The 16829-nt window shown below is 50.1% G+C and carries 32 protein-coding genes; 12 read left to right on the forward strand and 20 right to left on the reverse strand.

The features are described from left to right. Positions 1-45 precede the first annotated feature (45 nt). From V1603_RS19595 to V1603_RS19625, 7 genes are all read right to left on the reverse strand, one after another. Positions 46-342, reverse strand: coding sequence for a hypothetical protein (locus tag V1603_RS19595; RefSeq protein ID WP_395313128.1), 297 nt, complete (start codon positions 340-342; stop codon positions 46-48). A 162-nt stretch (positions 343-504) separates the two neighbouring features. Continuing rightward, a complete protein-coding gene (locus tag V1603_RS19600; protein WP_199886868.1) occupies positions 505-762 on the reverse strand; it encodes a hypothetical protein in 258 nt (85 codons plus the stop codon). Between the two features lie 66 nt (positions 763-828). Next, entirely contained in the window at positions 829-963 is a 135-nt protein-coding gene (locus tag V1603_RS19605; RefSeq protein ID WP_255298879.1) for a hypothetical protein, read from the reverse strand. 4 nt (positions 964-967) lie between these two features. Then, the gene (locus tag V1603_RS19610; protein ID WP_395313129.1) at positions 968-1237 is read right to left on the reverse strand and encodes a hypothetical protein; all 270 of its coding nucleotides are present in this window, start codon (positions 1235-1237) and stop codon (positions 968-970) included. A gap of 7 nt (positions 1238-1244) precedes the next feature. Further along, complete coding sequence (locus V1603_RS19615) at positions 1245-1871, reverse strand: glycoside hydrolase family 19 protein (protein ID WP_395313130.1); 627 nt, start codon at positions 1869-1871, stop codon at positions 1245-1247. Continuing rightward, positions 1871-2152, reverse strand: a complete 282-nt coding sequence (locus V1603_RS19620) for a phage holin family protein (RefSeq protein ID WP_194400461.1) — start codon at positions 2150-2152, stop codon at positions 1871-1873. The genes V1603_RS19615 and V1603_RS19620 overlap by 1 nt, the downstream gene beginning before the upstream one ends. Further along, positions 2139-2534, reverse strand: coding sequence for a phage holin family protein (locus V1603_RS19625; RefSeq protein WP_022648767.1), 396 nt, complete (start codon positions 2532-2534; stop codon positions 2139-2141). Before V1603_RS19625 ends, V1603_RS19620 begins: the two co-directional genes overlap by 14 nt. Positions 2535-2632: 98 nt before the next feature. On the opposite strand from V1603_RS19625, the gene V1603_RS19630 reads away from it, so the two are divergent. Beyond that, a complete protein-coding gene (locus V1603_RS19630) occupies positions 2633-3298 on the forward strand; it encodes a hypothetical protein (RefSeq protein WP_395313131.1) in 666 nt (221 codons plus the stop codon). A 75-nt stretch (positions 3299-3373) separates the two neighbouring features. Here the strand turns inward: V1603_RS19630 and V1603_RS19635 are convergent, their stop codons facing one another. The 12 genes from V1603_RS19635 to V1603_RS19690 all read right to left on the reverse strand — a co-directional run bounded on the left by V1603_RS19635 (position 3374) and on the right by V1603_RS19690 (position 9775). Next, positions 3374-3952, reverse strand: coding sequence for a DUF1133 family protein (locus V1603_RS19635; protein WP_395313132.1), 579 nt, complete (start codon positions 3950-3952; stop codon positions 3374-3376). 13 nt (positions 3953-3965) lie between these two features. Then, positions 3966-4955 carry a DUF968 domain-containing protein gene (locus V1603_RS19640; protein WP_395313133.1) on the reverse strand — a complete coding sequence of 330 codons (990 nt, stop codon included), beginning with the start codon at positions 4953-4955 and terminating at the stop codon, positions 3966-3968. After that, positions 4952-5653, reverse strand: coding sequence for a phage antirepressor KilAC domain-containing protein (locus V1603_RS19645; protein WP_395313134.1), 702 nt, complete (start codon positions 5651-5653; stop codon positions 4952-4954). Before V1603_RS19645 ends, V1603_RS19640 begins: the two co-directional genes overlap by 4 nt. Before the next feature lie 15 nt (positions 5654-5668). Continuing rightward, positions 5669-6058, reverse strand: coding sequence for a RusA family crossover junction endodeoxyribonuclease (locus tag V1603_RS19650; RefSeq protein ID WP_125372238.1), 390 nt, complete (start codon positions 6056-6058; stop codon positions 5669-5671). Next, the gene (locus tag V1603_RS19655) at positions 6055-6375 is read right to left on the reverse strand and encodes a LexA family transcriptional regulator (RefSeq protein ID WP_395313135.1); all 321 of its coding nucleotides are present in this window, start codon (positions 6373-6375) and stop codon (positions 6055-6057) included. Before V1603_RS19655 ends, V1603_RS19650 begins: the two co-directional genes overlap by 4 nt. Further along, on the reverse strand, positions 6372-6599 hold the full coding sequence (locus tag V1603_RS19660) for a hypothetical protein (protein ID WP_058672037.1): 228 nt from the start codon (positions 6597-6599) through the stop codon (positions 6372-6374). Before V1603_RS19660 ends, V1603_RS19655 begins: the two co-directional genes overlap by 4 nt. After that, positions 6596-7255 (reverse strand): MT-A70 family methyltransferase, encoded by a 660-nt coding sequence (locus tag V1603_RS19665; protein WP_248189580.1) that lies wholly within the window; start codon positions 7253-7255, stop codon positions 6596-6598. The genes V1603_RS19660 and V1603_RS19665 overlap by 4 nt, the downstream gene beginning before the upstream one ends. Further along, positions 7255-7749, reverse strand: a complete 495-nt coding sequence (locus V1603_RS19670; protein ID WP_395313136.1) for a hypothetical protein — start codon at positions 7747-7749, stop codon at positions 7255-7257. Before V1603_RS19670 ends, V1603_RS19665 begins: the two co-directional genes overlap by 1 nt. Next, positions 7746-8672: a conserved phage C-terminal domain-containing protein gene (locus V1603_RS19675; protein ID WP_395313137.1), complete on the reverse strand. Its 927-nt coding sequence runs from the start codon at positions 8670-8672 to the stop codon at positions 7746-7748. The genes V1603_RS19670 and V1603_RS19675 overlap by 4 nt, the downstream gene beginning before the upstream one ends. Next, on the reverse strand, positions 8629-8841 hold the full coding sequence (locus tag V1603_RS19680) for a DUF4222 domain-containing protein (protein WP_071993458.1): 213 nt from the start codon (positions 8839-8841) through the stop codon (positions 8629-8631). Before V1603_RS19680 ends, V1603_RS19675 begins: the two co-directional genes overlap by 44 nt. A 240-nt stretch (positions 8842-9081) precedes the next feature. Next, positions 9082-9552 (reverse strand): YmfL family putative regulatory protein, encoded by a 471-nt coding sequence (locus V1603_RS19685; protein WP_023337115.1) that lies wholly within the window; start codon positions 9550-9552, stop codon positions 9082-9084. A gap of 25 nt (positions 9553-9577) precedes the next feature. Further along, positions 9578-9775: a Cro/CI family transcriptional regulator gene (locus tag V1603_RS19690; protein ID WP_161656286.1), complete on the reverse strand. Its 198-nt coding sequence runs from the start codon at positions 9773-9775 to the stop codon at positions 9578-9580. Positions 9776-9874: 99 nt separating this feature from the next. Between V1603_RS19690 and V1603_RS19695 the strand changes: the two genes are divergently transcribed. Further along, positions 9875-10531, forward strand: coding sequence for a LexA family transcriptional regulator (locus tag V1603_RS19695; protein WP_193144438.1), 657 nt, complete (start codon positions 9875-9877; stop codon positions 10529-10531). A gap of 184 nt (positions 10532-10715) precedes the next feature. Further along, complete coding sequence (locus tag V1603_RS19700) at positions 10716-11000, forward strand: hypothetical protein (RefSeq protein ID WP_395313138.1); 285 nt, start codon at positions 10716-10718, stop codon at positions 10998-11000. Here the strand turns inward: V1603_RS19700 and V1603_RS19705 are convergent. Further along, on the reverse strand, positions 10960-11406 hold the full coding sequence (locus V1603_RS19705; protein ID WP_395313139.1) for a hypothetical protein: 447 nt from the start codon (positions 11404-11406) through the stop codon (positions 10960-10962). The genes V1603_RS19700 and V1603_RS19705 overlap by 41 nt on opposite strands. Before the next feature lie 770 nt (positions 11407-12176). On the opposite strand from V1603_RS19705, the gene V1603_RS19710 reads away from it, so the two are divergent. The 9 genes from V1603_RS19710 to V1603_RS19750 are packed head-to-tail and all read left to right on the forward strand — an operon-like array spanning position 12177 to position 16646. After that, positions 12177-12536 carry a hypothetical protein gene (locus V1603_RS19710; protein ID WP_395313140.1) on the forward strand — a complete coding sequence of 120 codons (360 nt, stop codon included), beginning with the start codon at positions 12177-12179 and terminating at the stop codon, positions 12534-12536. Beyond that, positions 12536-13366: a chromosome partitioning protein ParB gene (locus V1603_RS19715; RefSeq protein WP_395313141.1), complete on the forward strand. Its 831-nt coding sequence runs from the start codon at positions 12536-12538 to the stop codon at positions 13364-13366. The genes V1603_RS19710 and V1603_RS19715 overlap by 1 nt, the downstream gene beginning before the upstream one ends. Then, the gene (locus V1603_RS19720; RefSeq protein WP_395313142.1) at positions 13363-13581 is read left to right on the forward strand and encodes a hypothetical protein; all 219 of its coding nucleotides are present in this window, start codon (positions 13363-13365) and stop codon (positions 13579-13581) included. The genes V1603_RS19715 and V1603_RS19720 overlap by 4 nt, the downstream gene beginning before the upstream one ends. After that, positions 13578-13994 carry an ead/Ea22-like family protein gene (locus V1603_RS19725; protein ID WP_395313143.1) on the forward strand — a complete coding sequence of 139 codons (417 nt, stop codon included), beginning with the start codon at positions 13578-13580 and terminating at the stop codon, positions 13992-13994. Before V1603_RS19720 ends, V1603_RS19725 begins: the two co-directional genes overlap by 4 nt. After that, the gene (locus V1603_RS19730) at positions 13994-14761 is read left to right on the forward strand and encodes a hypothetical protein (protein ID WP_395313144.1); all 768 of its coding nucleotides are present in this window, start codon (positions 13994-13996) and stop codon (positions 14759-14761) included. Before V1603_RS19725 ends, V1603_RS19730 begins: the two co-directional genes overlap by 1 nt. Continuing rightward, complete coding sequence (locus tag V1603_RS19735; protein WP_395313145.1) at positions 14758-14895, forward strand: hypothetical protein; 138 nt, start codon at positions 14758-14760, stop codon at positions 14893-14895. Before V1603_RS19730 ends, V1603_RS19735 begins: the two co-directional genes overlap by 4 nt. Positions 14896-14955: 60 nt before the next feature. Beyond that, a complete protein-coding gene (locus tag V1603_RS19740) occupies positions 14956-15225 on the forward strand; it encodes a hypothetical protein (protein ID WP_395313146.1) in 270 nt (89 codons plus the stop codon). A gap of 31 nt (positions 15226-15256) precedes the next feature. Then, positions 15257-15466, forward strand: a complete 210-nt coding sequence (locus V1603_RS19745; protein ID WP_032659100.1) for a hypothetical protein — start codon at positions 15257-15259, stop codon at positions 15464-15466. Between the two features lies 1 nt (position 15467). After that, the gene (locus V1603_RS19750; RefSeq protein WP_395313147.1) at positions 15468-16646 is read left to right on the forward strand and encodes a phage integrase Arm DNA-binding domain-containing protein; all 1179 of its coding nucleotides are present in this window, start codon (positions 15468-15470) and stop codon (positions 16644-16646) included. The last annotated feature ends 183 nt before the right edge of the window (positions 16647-16829 follow it).

The following is a 16829-nucleotide window of genomic DNA, read 5'->3' on the forward strand; positions in this document are numbered from 1 at the left end:
AAAAAAGCCTCGCTACTGCGAGGCTCATATACATTCATTTTGCGATTAATTTAAAGCATCAAGATAGCTAATAACCATGTCAAGACTGACGCGGTCCTGTCCATCAGAATACCAAGTATTAGGGTTCGGTTGATTGGCTTTAAATAATTCATCAATGTTCAAGTTGATATCAACCACCTTAAACAGGTTGCTATCCGCATCAAAAACTGACTGGACGATCTGGCATGTCCCTTCAGGGATTTTTTTATGATATCCCAACTCCTGATACTTAGAATAAATCTCGTATTTGAATGTAGAACCATCAGTAGATTTTGATAAAAAGCTGTGCAGAAGGTGCTTCATTTTGCTTCCCCACGTCGAAAGTGAGGAAATAATTTATCATATTATCTGAAACTGTCAGTGAGCGAATGATGTGATGCATTTCCCATACCAGTGAATATAACTGCTTTGGTATTAGAGTAAATAACCATTGTCAAGCCCACCAGCAGGTGAGCTTTGTAATGGCTAACAGTCGGCATCTGGACGGGCAACTGCTCGACATGCGGCCATGCATGCGCGCTTCATGTCGAACTCAGCCTGTCTTATCCACTCCTGGGCTTCCCAACTGTCGACTCCCGGAGGTATGTCGCACATTTGTTCGCGAAGCAATTTGATGAACTGTCGGCTGATGTCCTTGAACTGGTTCATCTTGCCGATTTCTCCGTAAGAGAGTTCGCGGTAGCCCTTAACGGTGCTTCCGTCCTGTGGTTTAGCTTCGCTCATCGGATTCTCTATTTTTGGCGGGTATGGAAACTTACCCGCGATTGAATGTGAACACAGCAGCATACTTCACTCCTGTTTTTGGCAGTTCGCCTGCCACGCTTTGTTATGCGCCAGGATGTCTTTCTTCGTCTGGCGGTCCAGCACATCCCAGTCGTGATCCGTTCCGTAGATAGGTTTAACCCAGTCGCAAGCAGTGTCCACAACCTCAACCTTTACGGGTCCAGTTGTCCCGCAGCTCGCGATCAACATCGTCACCAGGCATATGGTTAACAGTCTGCTGTACATTGCTGGCCTCTTTCGTTGTCTCAACCCGGCGTTCGGCTACTGCTTCAGTGGCTGCGGCCTTTTCTTCGGTACGCTGCTGGTCTGCTTTGGCTTCCGCTTTGCTGGTGCCGCGTGAATGGCCAATGCCAAAGGCACCAGCGATAGCAGCCATAACAAGTGCAGCAATACCTATTATCGTTTCTAAACCCATATCAACCTCATACCAGTACTGATTTGGCCTGACCGAAGCGAGCGCGACGATCTTCCAGTCCGTTCGTGCCGCCGTTGATAATCTTCGTCACCTGCAAAAGGTCGCTGGAATACTTCAGGCATCCCTTAGTAGCAAAGAACCACGCCGCGCTTCTGGCTGCGTAAACGTCTTCGGCTAAAAGCTCAGGCTGCTTAACCAAATCAACCTTCAGCCCGTTCCCGCAATCACGGTAGTTGTTGAGGCCAGTAATCTGGATAAGCCCACGCCCTCGGTATAACCAGCCGTCGCCGGGAGCGTTGTTCCCCATGCGTTTGCTGTAAACCAGGTTAGCAATGGCGCGCTGGCGCTCAATCGGTAATGTCCGCTCTTCAGGACGGCGGCCAAGCGTGTTTGCCTGGTCTGCTGTGAGGCGTCCGGCACGAATGAAGTTCGCCAGTGCCGCAATTCGGTAGTTGAAACTCTCCACCAGCAAAGTGAAGCCAGCTGATTCATGCCCTACCTGAGCAATGAACATCGCCTGGTCTAACGGCTTAGTGATGCCGAACTCCTTCATCGCGTCACTTACTGGCTGAAACCAGCGCGCAGCTAACTCGGCGCTTAACCCAGCCGCCTTTTGAAATTGTGATTGGTTCATTAGTGCCTCAGTGCATCAACCAGGCGCGCTACGTTTCCCCGAGCCCAGAGAACGGCGGCGCATATCAGGACATTCACCAGCACCACGAACCAGTGCGATTCATGGTACAGGCCGAACAAGTAACGGAAAGGGACGCTGGCGTATACCAGCACCGTGAAATAAGCCATCAGCGATATCAGAGGGCGATGTCTCGCCCCGCCGCGCTGGTAGAACATCAGAGCAAGGACTATTACCCCACAGATAAGGGCATTCGCCATCGCACTCGGATCACTTGTTACCATTGCTGGCCCCTCCACCACGTAAACGCGAGAGAATTCCAAACAGGCTGCCCAAATCCTGACTGTTAACGAACGTCAGCAACTTAATAGCAATAGCGGCTACGATTACCGCGCCCAGCGCATCAAGTGGCCTGTCGCTATACCCCGTCCATTTGGAGAAGTAAGATCCAAGCAGTGGCGCGCCGATAACGCCGAAGATGAACGAGGTGATGAAGTAGCCCACCAGTTTAAGGCGGCTGATATTAACCGCCGTAGCGACGTAGAACACCGCGCCAGCGAATGCGCCAAACACCACACCGTAATCTATGCCGGTTGCCAGGCCGAACATGCTGGCCCCCATCAGACCACCAGCAGCTACTGTAGTGCCAGAAACAGGATCGGACATTTAGCCCCCTCTTATTGCCGTGAGTCCTCTCAAAATTGAGGGGAAACTTTTAAAAGTCATATATAATGATTTTCTTTTTCAAGAAGAACGAAGGTTTTATGGACGCAACAAGCTTAACTACCGTTGCAACATTGCTTGTGGCTTTAATAACGGGCCTTTTGGCATATGCAGCTACATCATCTTCAAAAGAGAAAGAGACAAAACTTTCTGTATTTGAAAAGCTGGGAATAGAGACTCACGCCGCGCTTGAAAGATTGCAAAACAACACGGAATTCTTAATTCAAACATTATTATTCAGCAAATCTGTCAGTTTTGCCTCTTTGAGAACAGCAAATGAAAAGTTGCCACCAAATTATGAAAAGTTAAGAGAATTGCGAGTAAGAGTGATGTTCTTTGATAAACAAATGTTTGAGATCTATGAGTCAGCACTTAATTCTCATGGCGATCTTCTGCCTAAAATGCTCGGGTATGGTAGTTCTGATGGCTCTTTACCACCTAGAGAAAATCGTAAATTTACACATTACGAAAGAAAGAAATATATTTTCGAACTTCAGAAAATACTGTCACAAGTTATAAATACAAAAGAGAATATTGCGAATGAAACTTCTAAACGTTATAGAAAAACACTATCTTCTTCGAAGTATCTTAACCTGGCTATTTTCCCACTTGTTATAGTGGCGATAATTGTTATGGTGATGTTGACCAAAACGCAAAGTGAAAAACCTAATTCAACGCCAACAACAAGTATTTACATCATAAGGTAATAAAAAAAACCCGCTTGATGCGGGTTTCATTTATTTGTTGCTCAGTTCGCTTTAACGTCCCGAGCTTAACACAATTTAAGCACTTTCTTGCTCAATCTGCAACTTAAATCTGTCGCTATTTGTGCCAAACGCGTCACATAGTGGAGCGTACAGGATCGATTCTGCCAAACTTACCCATGTGTCGATTCGGCGACGGCATGTGATAAGGGTCCAGTCAGGGTGTTTTGCATTCAGCTCGTTGGCCATCTGCAGTTTGCTCTTACGCAGCCTATGACGGTCAACGATTACGCCATACAATCCACGGTATTCATCATTCATCAGGACCGAAGCAATAACACCATCCACCTTGAGCCCCTCTTCGTCGGAGCAGAACGCCAGGCCGCTTTTGTTTTTGCTGTCGAGAATTTCACGCAGGTATGCTTCCAGTTCATGTTTGGTGATGCCGGACTTCTTCATGCGGCGCAGCGCATCGTTGATTGCGGTCTTGGTGATTTTCCCCGATGCCAGCAGTTGGTTGAACATGTTTCCGCCTGAACCACCACCGATATAAGACCAGCGGCCCCACATGCGGAGCTTACCCTGTACCCAGATGCTTTCGAGAGTGCGAAGGCGAACCATCTCGCCGGATTTGCCAACTTCAGAAGGATTGATCATGTTGCGTCTCCACTTACGCCAGTGCGCCGATTGCCAGCGCACGATCTAAAAACCGAAACAACAGCACCAACTGGTCGCCGTATTTCGCTTCAAATGCCACAGGATCAGCGTGCAACTCGTCGTGATGCGCTCTGCACAGCGGTATCACAAACAGGTCGTGCGCTTTGGTACCCATTCCACCCTGCCCGTGGCCTATCAGGTGGTGGGGGTCGTCTGCCGGGTTATCGCAGCAACTGCACTGCTGCGACTTAACCCAGCGGGTGTACTTATCGTTCTCCCAGCGGCGGCGCTTTGGCCTCAGCATGAAAGATTCCGGTGATTCAGGATCGACCTTCACCGAGACTATCTTCTTAACTTTCTCCTGGAGGATTTCAGTAGCCGGTAATGACGGCACAATGTCGCTTTCACGCATCACTGAACTGTGCGATTCAGGCTTAATCCTGAGTGCCTGGTTAGCCACTGATTCAGGAATAAGGTCAGCCAGATCGTTACGTACCATCCACCAGCAGAACTCCGGCAGCGTCAGGGTGTGGTCTGCGCTAAAGCCCAGCATAATATTCACCCTTTCGAGTAACCATTTTACCAGGTTCTGCATGGCAATTCCTGCCAGTCTTTCAGTGGTGTGTTCACGCAACTGGTTATCACAGCCCCAGCAAAGGCGAATGCTTCCGGGCGCGTGACGCATCACCGTATAGTCCTTCGAATGCCAGTCGTTATGGGGCCACTGACATTCGAATTTACGCTCCAGCCAGGCATCAAGGCTACTAAGTCCACCAGCGCGCTGAATTACCCGCTCGTTCTGAAAAAGCGCCTGCATGCTGACATCATCTGTCAGTGGCTGGTGTGCTTCGGGGATCAGACCAGAAGGCAAGTGCTGGATTGCTTCGGAAGGCTTTTCAATCACCACTCGGCCACGACGAAACAGCCACAGCAACTCGTTGCCAGGGCGGAACAGTACAACTCCGGACATTGGCGCAACTTCAGGTGTCAGTATGGCTCTCACGCAATTTGCCCCTTAGCGATATGTTCAGCCCAAAGGCCACCAATCCATTTAACCCCCTTCGCCGTGAACCTTGCCTGGCTGAAGGCATAGTTGGATGCATTTGTGGTCCCAGTCTTCACCTCAAAGCGTTCTGCCTCGATGTGCTGGTGATATGGCGTTAGCGTACCGTTCAGGCGATACATGATGTGGTTGTCGAGCAGGAAAAGCCGGAACTCAGGTTCTTTTGCGTTGAGAAGCTTGGCAACCTGGCGGAATGTCATTGAACCAGTGGCCACCACATAGCGATCAACAAATTCAGCCTTCGGTGCTGCTATAGCCAGCTGGTCAGTGAGCATCTGCTTTTGCTCTTCCAGTTCTGCAGCCAGGCGAAGCGCCTCAGAAAAAGACTGTGGTACCTTTGGCTGATTTTGCTGCTCAAGCTCCAGCCATCGATCAATGATTCGCTTACGAAGAACGACGTTATAGCCAGATACCAGCGTCAGGCATAAATCCTTTGGAAGATGGAAGCATGGGTATGCCCTTCCCATGTCGTCCCGGTATTCTCCCCAAATTTGGGGAGATTGAATATTGAGCTGTTCCAGCATCACTTTAATATCGCGGCAAACATGGTCATGTCGCTTTTCACACAGCCCGGCAATTTCAAGGCTGGTCATAGCAGGGAAGCCAGGATCATTTTTAACGTTAATCATCTGTTGCATGCTCATCTCCACTTATCAGGCGGCTGCACCCGCCAGAGGTTCATGTTTCGTGATCGATATCTCTACTCGTCCGCCGGGTACTTTCGGGCCCCACTCCACCAGCATTCTCTGCACCTGACTGTCATCCTCCCAGATGCCAGCGTGAGTAAGCGCGTCAAAAAGAGCCTTGTTGTAGTTGTCGATGTCGCGGCGGCGTGCATCTGGCGGAAAGAGAAGGATCTCCACCGCAGCTGGTGACGATGATGGTTTTGGAAGGCAACGCAGCTGCTCAATAATCGCTGCGCATGCCGCACTCTGATATGCCCTGCCTTTCTCACTGATAAGATGGCGGCCTTTTAACGGCCCCTTGTTAGGGGCTCGCCAGTAGGTGTTTACGCTCGGTGGGAACGGGAGCACCAGTTTCATAAAATCACTCCCTGTTTTTTCAGCCATTCAACCGCGTTATCTCTGGCCATGTCTCCTCCGGATAACAGGCCTTTAATGATCGCTACCGGATCAGCATCCAATTCTGTTTTGACGACGGTAATGCCCCTGGCAACGCCAGGAGCAATAGAGAGGTAACCCTTTTTCTTTAGCGCCTTAACATGCTCAGCAGCAGCGTTCTGCGATGAGCAACCAATCAGTTCAGCAAGCTCTATTAAAGTTGGTGGGAAGCCAACCTTTTCAATGTGAACCTTGATAGCTTTATAAACTTCACTCTGACGCGGCGTTAATTCGATCATGACTCAACTCCATAACGCCCGTTCAGGCGTCCGATTACGCTGTTGAACATCACCAGACTTACTCCCATCGGTTTCACCTTCTCGTGGTACTCCTTCAGGATCGGAGGTACAACGACATTCCAGCTTGGCTTTGGCTTCTTCTTCAGGGCTTTCTTAATGGCATCAGAGCATTGACGGGCAACGTCACGTACAGCATTGTTTTCCTCGACAGAAAGCTTCTTCATGCAACCTCCCCTTTAGCCCAGTCGATGGCGCAGACAACACCCGGTAACAAATGAACGGCTGGCCGCTCAGCCTGATTTCCCCAATGGTCCCAGCCAGGCGCACCGCAACGGCTGAACAGCTCGATGCGAGGAACGTCACCGTAAAGCTTCTCGAGACGGAAACGGGCCTCTGCTGGTTTCTGGCTGTGTTCGCCGAGTGGACTGTAGATAACCTGCTTGATGCTCGCGCACTGACGCTCAAGTCCATTTCCCCTGGTGGCGATCAGCATGTCTTCGGTATTGGCTCGGGTGTAGTTACCGCCGTTCATGCGGGTCTGCTCGTTAAGCAGGTCGAGGAAGTCGTAAAAGTCCTCTACTCCACCAGCCTGAAGCGCTTTGTTGATGTGCTGCTCTGCCAGTTGGTTGAGCTTAACCCAGGTGAATCCCTTCATAGTGCGGACCTTAAATCCCCACGCCTCAGCCAGTTCGATTGCCTCTCGGGTGTGTGTGCCGGTGAACCACATGGCCAGAACGGCATCATCTGCAGCAAGGTCCCAAACCGGAAGACGCTTCATGTCGATAAGCTTCATCGTGCCGTAGTGGTCTTCTGCTGCACCGTTGCTGGCTTTGTTGTCATAGAGCCAAGCTGGGTCAGCGTAAATCAGAGAGTATTTCATCAGACGTTCCTCGCTCGGCCAGCCAGACACCAGCCATCACCGGTGGTTTTAACCCTCGGCGCCATGCTCAGGCAGCGCTTACGCTCTTTGAGAATTTTGGCTCGCATGGTTTCGTTCTTTGAGCGATTGAATGCCTCCATCAGAACGGTCGCAGCACGCAGATAAAGTCCCTTGTCAGATAACTCTTTAGCCTTGTCCATCATCGCAATGACAGCAGGGTTTGGTGCGCTTTCCTGTTTTGGCTCAGGCATCACTTCGGCTTTTTGTACCGGGTAGCGCGGGACAATAGGCCCAATTGGACCAACAGGTGCCTTTGCGTAGTAACGGAAGTTAGGACGCACACCTTTGCGCTCAGCGCGGTTAAGCATGACCAGGCGGCATACCGCACGCTGAACACTGTGCAATGCGTACTCCGGGAGTTCTGCGGCGATCTGCTTGTTCGTCAGTCCGGGGTTATTGGCTACGAACAGCTGGATTGTTTTGAGAAAGCTCATGAGTTCGCTCCTCTGAAACCGTTGGGGACTTTGCTGTAATCAGTGTTCTGGAAGCTGGAACGGAAAACGCCATCCTCTCGGGCCCACTCTCCGTTGACGCGAGGAGGACGCCCAGCTTTGGCCCAGCTTTTCGCTGACTTCAGATAGCCAGGGAACTTTGTTGGCTGGAAAAGAGTCTGTGGGCGAAGGTAGGCCGACATCGTGAGGTCTTCGCACCACTTGGCGTTGCAGTAGTCCACCACCAGCGATAACTCTTCAACGGTGTAACCTTCCCCGATTCGGGCACGAATGTTTTGCAGGGAGGTTGTTGAAACCTGATAACGCGAACTGGTCACCTGGTTAAGATGGGTTAAAACCTGTTTAGCCTGATCGGTGATCAACACATCACCGTCTGGTTGCGGCGCAACCTGACAAATAGGGTTTTTAATATCTGTAGTATTCTCTGTTGTATTCTCTGTAAGAACATCAGTGCAATTTGACCTGATGAGAGCGGTTCGTTTTGACCCGATGGAGCGTTTCACTTTGACCTCTTCCATCGGTTCATTTTGACCTGATGGAAGAGTGCAATTTGAACTCTTCGAGTTGGTCACTTTGACCTCATCTAAAAGTTCGCTTTCGTAGTTGATCGTGTAGTAGTTCGTCATGTCGCGCTGAGACTTGTTCAGTTGCTCAACTTTGAGCACGCCGAGGTTCTTCAGGCGGGTGAATGTGCGCTTCAGCGTAGACTCAGACCAGAACGGGAACTGCTCCAGCCACTGCTCGTTGGTGTTGTAAATCCAGCGCACGCCGTCACGCTCCAGTCCGGAGGTGGTTTCTTTAAGCCAGTAATTAACCTGCTGCAACGCGATGGCCTCGTTAAGGCCAATGCTGTATGCAAGGTCAGGGTTTATCACTATCGGCCGGGATGGCATCAACAGGCTCATGGTCGTCCTTTAACTCTGTAAATTTACGCTGGAATTGCTCAAGAGGGCTGAAGCACTCATGATCGTAGCCTTCGCGAAGGTATATAACGCGTCGAGTCTGTGGCTCCCATCTGATGACACGGACCGGGACGCCGTAGTGGTCTTTGAATCGCCGGTTAACTTCAGCCATTCCTCACGCCCCTTCTCGTTCATCTGAGCAAAAGCCTCTACCATCGCGTTCTCAGGCTGGTAGTTGTTCTCACCAGGCTGGTCGTTTAATCTCTCCACATAGCCGAACGGGGAATCTTTTCCCACCAGTGGAAGGCATCTGAATTGCTTCGCTGGTCTCAATCGGTTTAAACTGTTCATGCGTTAGTTTCTCCACTGAATACGACACGCCAAGACGCCCGGAGCTGCACACTCGCGGGCGTCACTTTTTTTGGCTTTTCTTACGGCTAAACAGCGCGACAATCGCGCGGATTTCTTCTTCACGCGCAGCCAGGTGACGGCGGTGATGCTCGTTAATCTCTTCAGCTTCATGCGGCTCAATCACTCCATCTTCCAGGGCTTTCTGGATAATCTGATCAACCTGTCCGCGTGCTGCTGCAGTTCTCATAGCGCGGGTAAACAGGTCTACGCGATCGAGGTCTTCCAGCTGCGGAACGTCCACCAGCAGAGCGCCGCGACGTTGCGCGAAGTAATCAGCCAGGAGAGACGTGTTTGAAATGTCCTCCATCGCTTCCAGCTCATTCACTTCGAAGAAGCGGCAGCCGTTCTTCTCGTACAGGTTGTTGTTGAATTGCGTTACTGACATGCCAAGAGCACCGGCCATAGCCTCACGGCCACCGGGGTACGCTTTGCACATCGCTTTCACTACTTCTTTCAGGCTTGGCTCTACCATGTTGTTTTTCCTTTGGTAGTTAAAATTAAGCAGCGTTTTGATTAGGCTTTGCGTAAAGGGATGGATCAACCTTCAGCTTTTCAGAAGTCAGAGCCTGAATCTCAAATGCTCTGCCTTTTGGGATTACCTCACCCCACCCAGATACTGATGCATGGGAAATTCCTAACGCCTTCGCTACGTTCCCCACGCTGCCGAAGTAAGAAACCACATCATCTTTTTTCATTTTTGCCTCAAATGTAAGGGAAACACACATCATGATAGTAGGATATCTTACATTAAGAGGTCAAGGATTCCTACATCATAAAATGGTAGGATTGCCTACATGAAAATGAATGAACGCATCCGCGCAAGACGCAAAGAGCTGAAGCTCACCCAGGCCGTTCTCGCCAAGCTTGTTGGCGTAAACCGAGTGACTGTTACAGGATGGGAGTCTGGTGATTATGAGCCTGGTGGATCTAATCTACAGGGGCTGGCGGCTGCCTTAAAAACTAATCCTCAATGGATAATTACTGGTCACGGTGACCCTGACTGTGACGAAATTCTTTATAAGCCGACTGAGAAGTTTGGTGTAAAGAAGATCCCTATCCTCTCTTGGGTGCAAGCCGGTGAGTGGACAGAAAGTGGAGCTCCTATCACTGAGGACGATATTTCAGAATGGATATTCACTACTGCCAGCCTATCAGATGAAGGTTTTGCATTACGGGTTCGTGGTGACTCTATGACAAACCCTAATGGAGCTCCGAGCATCCCTGAAGGTTCATTCGTAGTTGTTGACCCAGATTACGGCAGCCCACAAGAAGTGAATGGCAAAATTGTTGTAGCTCAAATTGTCGGTTCTGCTGAGGCAACTCTCAAAAAGTTTGTCATGGATGGCCCATTAAAATATCTGGTCCCTTTGAATCCTAACTATCGAGTTATGGAAGTTAATGGGAACTGCAAAATTGTTGGTGTAGTAAAACAAGTAGTTACAGACCTATAACCCTCCCCACTTCTAAAGGCCGACATTCGTGTCGGTTTTTTTTCACCTTTGATGTAAGTTTTCCTACTTTATCTGTTGACACACAGAAGTAAGATATCCTACATTTAAATCACACCACGGGCACTGACAGTTACCTGCGCCGGTGTGGTTATTACATCAGCAACGAATATTGTGGGTAGGCAGCATGAGTGAAAATCAGAATGAATCGGTTTGCTTGAAAACCGGGTTTGTTTATCAGCCAATTGCATCTGAGGAGGTTGGGAGCTTAGGAGTCGGCCCACTCATCGATGCTCGTGGAATGTCCGATGAGCAGATCTTCGACTGGATGGATAAAAAACTTGTTGCGGCGAAGCGGCTTCGTGATTTGCTTTCTACTAAAGCCGCGATTGAAGAGCAGTTAATCCATCTGAATAGCGAAATCGAACACGCTACTCTTTTGAGTCGAATAGAAGTCTATCGGAAAGATTAGGGTCCCACTCTTCATCGATAAAATCATCGAATGTAAGAGGGTATGCCCCAGCAAGAAGACTTGAAAAATAGGTTTTAGCCTGCCCTTCAAGAGATTCGAGTGATAGCTCATCGTGCAGGGCGATAAAGACATCAGAAAGACTCATTGCACGAATCTCTGATAGTGGCCAGTTGTACCTCATCAAAAGTTTATGGTGAAGAGCTTTAACCCCAGGGAGTTTATTGATTGGAGTTTCATGTTTTGAGCGGTGCGCGGCAAGAGTTAAGTCGAGAACGCAGAGCTGAATTGCGCGGTTTGTTACCTTCGCTAACTCGTTGGAGTCTATAAAACCGGTGGTTTTGACTTCCCTGATTTTTGCAATGTTCTGCTCCGTTGCGGAGTACAGGTGACCGAATCCGTTAATCATAGTTATTTCCTTCTTGGTTGTGTGAGAACTCCAAGAATACCACCGAGCCTGATGTGGTGAAAAGACAGGCAGCAGTTGAAGTACGGCATATGGCACATGTGCCGCAGCGGTCCGGGGATTCCTTGCATTACTTTTTCCAGATCCAGCGGGTAGCCGGAATGTGCAAGCCAGTTGTGTACGACAGCCAGAGACGTTTCACCAGCGTGGCGATCAGGTGTGACACCTCGGAAGAGACGAGGATGCAACGATGAGAGCACTATCTGTGAATAAGCACACTAGGTTAACGCCACGTGATGCCCAACCGATAGCTGTTTAGAAGCATCATTTAGTGCTCTCAACGTTGTGGTGAACGCAGGCACCGATATGTCGGGACACAAGTGGAGTAACAACGAAACGATGTCGGCGAGTTCCCGGCCACCACAACAACATCACGTTAGGATCGTGGTAACCCGTAGTAGCTGTACCAGATGCTGTGTGTAGTCTTGGCGGTCGGCAGTTGTGAATGTCCTTAATGTCGACCGCCCCTTTTCACAACTGAAAGCGCGTTCAGCCGGTTCCTTGAGAGGCCTCAGTCGTTAAATCAGCTCAGGAGAACGCGCTCCCAATTGTGGAGAAGCTAACTGGCGGTGGCAGCCGCCCGTTTCATTAAGTGCCCAGGTTGGGTGCTTATTAAAACGAAACCCCTTCATTTTTTGTCGCCAACCGGCGAGGGATTCGTGCAACCAAAAATCAGCGCTGTGCAGAGCGCTTATAACACGGAGAAACTATCCATGACGAACACACAGAACGTCACCGAGTTACAACCACGCATGACCAGAGAGCAGCTTATTGACGCAGCTCGAAAGGCCGCCCCTCTCCTTCCTGCCGCTTACGGCTGGATGGTTAACGAACTGGCTACACGCCTTGATGTTACCAGCGTCGCGCTCTGTGAAGCGATGGCGCAGCGTAAGGAACTGGCCGAACAGAATGCCACCCTTCGCCAGGATGTAGCGAGTTGGGCAAAAGAGTGCGACCGCATTGTGGAGCGCCACACTAAGACCCGAACCAATATGCATCTTCTGGAAGCTCAGCGTGAACTGCGCGAACTGCCTCCTGTGGTGATTTCCCTGAATAGTGAGGTTGCTCTCTAATGGCTAACTCATTCAAGAAAATGACCAAGGCCGGTGTAATTAAGCGCACCGATACCGGGATGTTTATCGCTCTTTCCGATATCCACGTTCGTGAAGGTTTCAACAAGCGTGAAGATGATGAGCGCACCCGCCAGGCTGATGATGACCTGTTCAACTACCTGATGAACGGCGGATCAGTTCCACCGCTGGAGGTTATCGCTCGTGATGAGGGTGGCGTGTGGGTTGTCGAAGGGCACCGTCGTCGTCGCTGCTATGCGCGCTGTGCTGAAGCTGGCAAGCCAGTTGACCGCATCCACATCATGCCGTTCAACGGTAGCGATGTTCAGCGTCTGGCTCGCATCATGACCAGTAACAACCAACTGCCGCTCTCAGATATGGAACAGGCTGCAGTTATTCAAGAGTTGCATAACGCCTTCAACCAGACCACCAGCGAGATCGCAAAACTGGTCAACAAGTCTGTTCCTACTGTCGAAAAGCTCCTGCTCCTTAGCACAGCTAACCACGACGTTCAGAAAGAAGTTAAATCCGGAACCGTGTCCGTAGATGTGGCCGTAGACCGAGTAAAAGAGTTCGGCGAAAAGGCCGGTGAGGTTCTTCAGAAGGATAAAGCTTCTGCTGCTGCCAAAGGTAAGAAGAAAGTCACTCGCAGCGTTATAGCGCCAGAAATTAGCGTTAAGAAAGCGCGGCGCCTTGTTGAACTGATTAGCTTGGCTGGGATAAGTGACACAGGTGTTATCTCTCTCGAAGGTATGGCCCATGCAGAAGCATCGCAAATTATTGATGAGCATACAGCCATAGCCGCCCAGCTTCGCAAAGGAGTGCAGTCATGAGCAAAGCAACAGCATTGCAGCCAAAATTCAACGTCGGTGAGACTGTTAATTACACCGATCGTCAGGGGAGAAAGCAAATCGGGAAAGTGCGGCGTATTGAAGGAAAATGGACCGAATTTGGCAGTGCTTACCTTATCTACACCGTTCAGCATCCAAGCTATCGCAATGGGCAGATGCACTGTGGGGAAGACGTTATCGAAGGAGCCGCCCAATGAGCAACATCTACACACTCGCATTACGTAAAGCGGCTGAGAGGGCGCGCGCGGACAACCATACCCAGGATGAATGGTTCCACTATCTGCGCTGCTCAACTCCAGAAAACGTGCTGGCCCTGCTGGATGAGCTGGAAGCCGCAGAGAAATACGCCAAAGACCGCGATGCAGAAAATGAAGGCTTGATGGTTACGGTTGGTCGGTTGCGCGTCGAGAGGGAAGCCGCAGAGAAGCGGATTGCTGAGCTTCCTAGTCAAAAGCGCTTAATAGGCTGGAGGATGGCCGACTATACCGATGAAACCGCAGACCCAGCACTCGCTAAGAATTGGGCCACCACTGTAGATGTGCTGCCGATTTTTGAAGGCGACGTGAATACCAAACTTAGCCCCGCCGAAACCGGTAAAGGAGAGGCGTAATGAGCACTATTACCAAACAATGGCTGCAGCAGGCCATTAGCCAGCACGAAAGTATGCGCGATGAAATCCCGTTCGGCCTGGACGAAGACGACAGCAACATGCTGGCGGCGCTACGTATCGCGCTGGCATCGCTCGAAGAGGAGGCTGTGTGCTATCTCACCTGGCATCAAGGGTTCCGCGCTCCTGATGACTGTGAGGAATACGTTGTTGAAGCTAAGCCGGGTGACAAGTCCTGCGATGGTACACCTGCGTTTCCAGTTTACACCGCCTCGCCAGCCCCGGCATCTGTGCCTGATGAGCTTAGCCGCGAAGAGTACAAGCGTCGATTTATGGAAGACGACGACTTTGATGACACGTTCCGTGGCGGGTGGAACGCCTGCCGCGCCGCCATGCTTCAGGGTGCCGAACCTGTAACGACGGCTTGCAAGTTGTCACCACATGTTTACCGCGAACTTGTTAATAGCCTGCGCGATACGGCGGTTAAGTATCAAGGATGTCAGCAGTTAAGGGAGCAGATTAGCAAAACCCTGAGCCAGGTAATCACTCATACTCCGCACTGCAGCAACTCTCCGGTGATTCCGGATTGCTCATGCCTAACCTGCCGACCTGTAACCATGGCTGACATGCGCTTCGTTGTCTGTCCTGAGTGCGGAAACAAACGCTGCCCTCATGCCAATGACCACCGAAATGCATGCACTGGAAGCAACGAGCCAGGTCAGGAAGGCAGTTCGTATCCAGCAGCACCGCTGCAGGAGGTGAAGCCATGAGTAAATCAGAAGCGCTGAAATACGCAATGATAATTGGCTTTGGTGTGGCCGCAGGGGTTCACCTTTACATGGCCTGGGCATCCCTGCTTGAGATTGCCTGGGGTGCGGTAAAAGGGGTGTTTAACCATGCCTAACCCATTCTACGTCTTGATGTTGTTCATTCTGTGTGTGGCAGTGATTTATGGGGGGCTGCCATGGTGAGCAAACTCAAACAGCGGCGCCTGCGCCGCCTTAAAGCAGATGTGAACTGGTGGCGCGAGGAGGCTGAGGATTGCCGCGTCCGCCTGCTGGAGCTGGCCGGGGAAATCGACAGGCTGCGCGCGCTGGTCATTCGAGTGCCGATGCCGGTTCTCATTCCAAAGGAGATGGCCCACCAGCTCTATTATACCGAAACAAAAAGATGTCGTACCTGCAATGATGGGCTTCGTGGTGGTTGCTCATCTTGCATTTTCTATAAGAGATAGCCGGGTGCAGCCGGCTAAGTGGAGAATAGCCATGGCCAAGTTGATGAAGGCGAGTCTGTGGGGTAAGCGAGAGTTTGAACCAGGCTCTGTTCCAGATAACAGAACTATCCGACGCTGGATTGAAAACGGTAAGCTTCAGGGCCGTATCGTAGATGGTACGATCCTGGTTAGTTCCTCAGAAAAATGGGGAGTTGACTCAATTGTCAGTGAAAGAGTTCGTCAGTTAATTCAAGAGGATTAACATGGCCGCAAGACCACGCAAAAGGGAGAACCGCAATCTCCCTGACTTCCTGCTTTTTGATAAAGCTACCGGGCAATATCGTTTTACGCTTATAACCGGAAAACGTAAAAGCATAGGAACTGATCGCGTAATGGCAATCGCCATTGCCAAAGAATATAACCTCAGAATGCGACCTGAAAAGGTGCCGTCAGTAGAAAGCTTGATTAGAGACTCGGGCGGAATTAATGGAGAAGCTCAACCATTCAGTGACCATGTTGACCGAATTATGGCCCGCGCCGTTGCCGATGAAAAACCATCACCAAGCACCCTGGATGATTGGAATAATGACGTGTTCAGGGTAAAGGAATTTTTTACCAATATCCCGGCTTGTGACATTGATCTTGAACACGTGAACCAATTTATTAATAGGTACCATGCTGATGCATCCGCTAACGTTCAAAACAGAAAGGTAAGCTTTCTCAAAAAACTTTTCTCTTATGCAGTTGATGAATCATTAATGATGGATAACCCGGCAGCGCGTAAAAAAATGCGTCGTGTTGAAGAGAAAAAACGTAAACGTCTTCCTTTGGATATCTTCATTGCAATGAGAAACGCTGCTGAACCATGGTTAAAAACAGCTATGGATTTGGCGCTGCAAACAACACATGCCCGCCTAGAAGTTTCACGAATAAAATATTCGATAAGAGAACCGAAAAACGGGGTTTGTGGATGTGTATGGTTAGACGAACCTGAACACGGAATATACGGTACGTTGTACATCCATCGTCAGAAGGTTCAAAAGAAAGAGGCATCACACGTAGCGATCCCAATTGGAGGGGAATTGAAGAGGATTATTGACGATAGCCGGGATAGTGTTGCCAGCCCATATGTCGTACATCGAATACCTGAACGAAATAACAAACGTAGTAAGGAGGTTTCACACCCTACTCAGGTAGCACCTGATTATCTTAGCCGTTCGTTCTCTGCACTACGTGACAAGCTTGGATTATGTGACCATCTTCCAATGGATGAGCGCCCAACTTTTCACGAGATAAGGGCACTGGCCGCGCATTTGTTTGATAGTCAGGGTATCGATCCTCAGGGAAGGATGGCTCATAGTGACGCCAAGTCAACGAAGATTTATACCAGCAATCATATCGACTGGGTTATGGTCCCACATGGTGAGATCAAGGCAGGCTAGCTAATGGCGAAACCACCCCCTAACTCATTGATGTATATAGTGCAGATAATGCATAAAAATCACTGTTTGTTTGCACAGTCAAAAAGCCTAGAATCCAGTGGTGGCGCGGCTTAGAAGCATTTTACGCGGGTGTCATGGGGTGTCGGGGGTCGGAGGTTCAAATCCTCTCGTGCCGACCAAAAT

Source organism: Enterobacter sp. ECC-219 (genome assembly GCF_043966805.1).
GTDB classification, from domain to species: Bacteria; Pseudomonadota; Gammaproteobacteria; order Enterobacterales; family Enterobacteriaceae; genus Enterobacter; species Enterobacter cloacae_N.

Excerpts from the sequence above, each read along its gene's own strand:
- V1603_RS19595 (WP_395313128.1), bottom strand. The coding sequence starts at position 342 with ATGAAGCACCTTCTGCACAGCTTTTTATCAAAATCTACTGATGGTTCT.
- V1603_RS19600 (WP_199886868.1), bottom strand. The coding sequence starts at position 762 with ATGAGCGAAGCTAAACCACAGGACGGAAGCACCGTTAAGGGCTACCGC.
- V1603_RS19610 (WP_395313129.1), bottom strand. The coding sequence starts at position 1,237 with ATGGGTTTAGAAACGATAATAGGTATTGCTGCACTTGTTATGGCTGCT.
- V1603_RS19615 (WP_395313130.1), bottom strand. The coding sequence starts at position 1,871 with ATGAACCAATCACAATTTCAAAAGGCGGCTGGGTTAAGCGCCGAGTTA.
- V1603_RS19620 (WP_194400461.1), bottom strand. The coding sequence starts at position 2,152 with ATGGTAACAAGTGATCCGAGTGCGATGGCGAATGCCCTTATCTGTGGG.
- V1603_RS19625 (WP_022648767.1), bottom strand. The coding sequence starts at position 2,534 with ATGTCCGATCCTGTTTCTGGCACTACAGTAGCTGCTGGTGGTCTGATG.
- V1603_RS19630 (WP_395313131.1), top strand. The coding sequence starts at position 2,633 with ATGGACGCAACAAGCTTAACTACCGTTGCAACATTGCTTGTGGCTTTA.
- V1603_RS19635 (WP_395313132.1), bottom strand. The coding sequence starts at position 3,952 with ATGATCAATCCTTCTGAAGTTGGCAAATCCGGCGAGATGGTTCGCCTT.
- V1603_RS19645 (WP_395313134.1), bottom strand. The coding sequence starts at position 5,653 with ATGCAACAGATGATTAACGTTAAAAATGATCCTGGCTTCCCTGCTATG.
- V1603_RS19650 (WP_125372238.1), bottom strand. The coding sequence starts at position 6,058 with ATGAAACTGGTGCTCCCGTTCCCACCGAGCGTAAACACCTACTGGCGA.
- V1603_RS19655 (WP_395313135.1), bottom strand. The coding sequence starts at position 6,375 with ATGATCGAATTAACGCCGCGTCAGAGTGAAGTTTATAAAGCTATCAAG.
- V1603_RS19660 (WP_058672037.1), bottom strand. The coding sequence starts at position 6,599 with ATGAAGAAGCTTTCTGTCGAGGAAAACAATGCTGTACGTGACGTTGCC.
- V1603_RS19665 (WP_248189580.1), bottom strand. The coding sequence starts at position 7,255 with ATGAAATACTCTCTGATTTACGCTGACCCAGCTTGGCTCTATGACAAC.
- V1603_RS19670 (WP_395313136.1), bottom strand. The coding sequence starts at position 7,749 with ATGAGCTTTCTCAAAACAATCCAGCTGTTCGTAGCCAATAACCCCGGA.
- V1603_RS19675 (WP_395313137.1), bottom strand. The coding sequence starts at position 8,672 with ATGAGCCTGTTGATGCCATCCCGGCCGATAGTGATAAACCCTGACCTT.
- V1603_RS19680 (WP_071993458.1), bottom strand. The coding sequence starts at position 8,841 with ATGGCTGAAGTTAACCGGCGATTCAAAGACCACTACGGCGTCCCGGTC.
- V1603_RS19685 (WP_023337115.1), bottom strand. The coding sequence starts at position 9,552 with ATGGTAGAGCCAAGCCTGAAAGAAGTAGTGAAAGCGATGTGCAAAGCG.
- V1603_RS19690 (WP_161656286.1), bottom strand. The coding sequence starts at position 9,775 with ATGAAAAAAGATGATGTGGTTTCTTACTTCGGCAGCGTGGGGAACGTA.
- V1603_RS19695 (WP_193144438.1), top strand. The coding sequence starts at position 9,875 with ATGAAAATGAATGAACGCATCCGCGCAAGACGCAAAGAGCTGAAGCTC.
- V1603_RS19700 (WP_395313138.1), top strand. The coding sequence starts at position 10,716 with ATGAGTGAAAATCAGAATGAATCGGTTTGCTTGAAAACCGGGTTTGTT.
- V1603_RS19705 (WP_395313139.1), bottom strand. The coding sequence starts at position 11,406 with ATGATTAACGGATTCGGTCACCTGTACTCCGCAACGGAGCAGAACATT.
- V1603_RS19710 (WP_395313140.1), top strand. The coding sequence starts at position 12,177 with ATGACGAACACACAGAACGTCACCGAGTTACAACCACGCATGACCAGA.
- V1603_RS19715 (WP_395313141.1), top strand. The coding sequence starts at position 12,536 with ATGGCTAACTCATTCAAGAAAATGACCAAGGCCGGTGTAATTAAGCGC.
- V1603_RS19720 (WP_395313142.1), top strand. The coding sequence starts at position 13,363 with ATGAGCAAAGCAACAGCATTGCAGCCAAAATTCAACGTCGGTGAGACT.
- V1603_RS19725 (WP_395313143.1), top strand. The coding sequence starts at position 13,578 with ATGAGCAACATCTACACACTCGCATTACGTAAAGCGGCTGAGAGGGCG.
- V1603_RS19730 (WP_395313144.1), top strand. The coding sequence starts at position 13,994 with ATGAGCACTATTACCAAACAATGGCTGCAGCAGGCCATTAGCCAGCAC.
- V1603_RS19735 (WP_395313145.1), top strand. The coding sequence starts at position 14,758 with ATGAGTAAATCAGAAGCGCTGAAATACGCAATGATAATTGGCTTTGGT.
- V1603_RS19740 (WP_395313146.1), top strand. The coding sequence starts at position 14,956 with ATGGTGAGCAAACTCAAACAGCGGCGCCTGCGCCGCCTTAAAGCAGAT.
- V1603_RS19745 (WP_032659100.1), top strand. The coding sequence starts at position 15,257 with ATGGCCAAGTTGATGAAGGCGAGTCTGTGGGGTAAGCGAGAGTTTGAA.
- V1603_RS19750 (WP_395313147.1), top strand. The coding sequence starts at position 15,468 with ATGGCCGCAAGACCACGCAAAAGGGAGAACCGCAATCTCCCTGACTTC.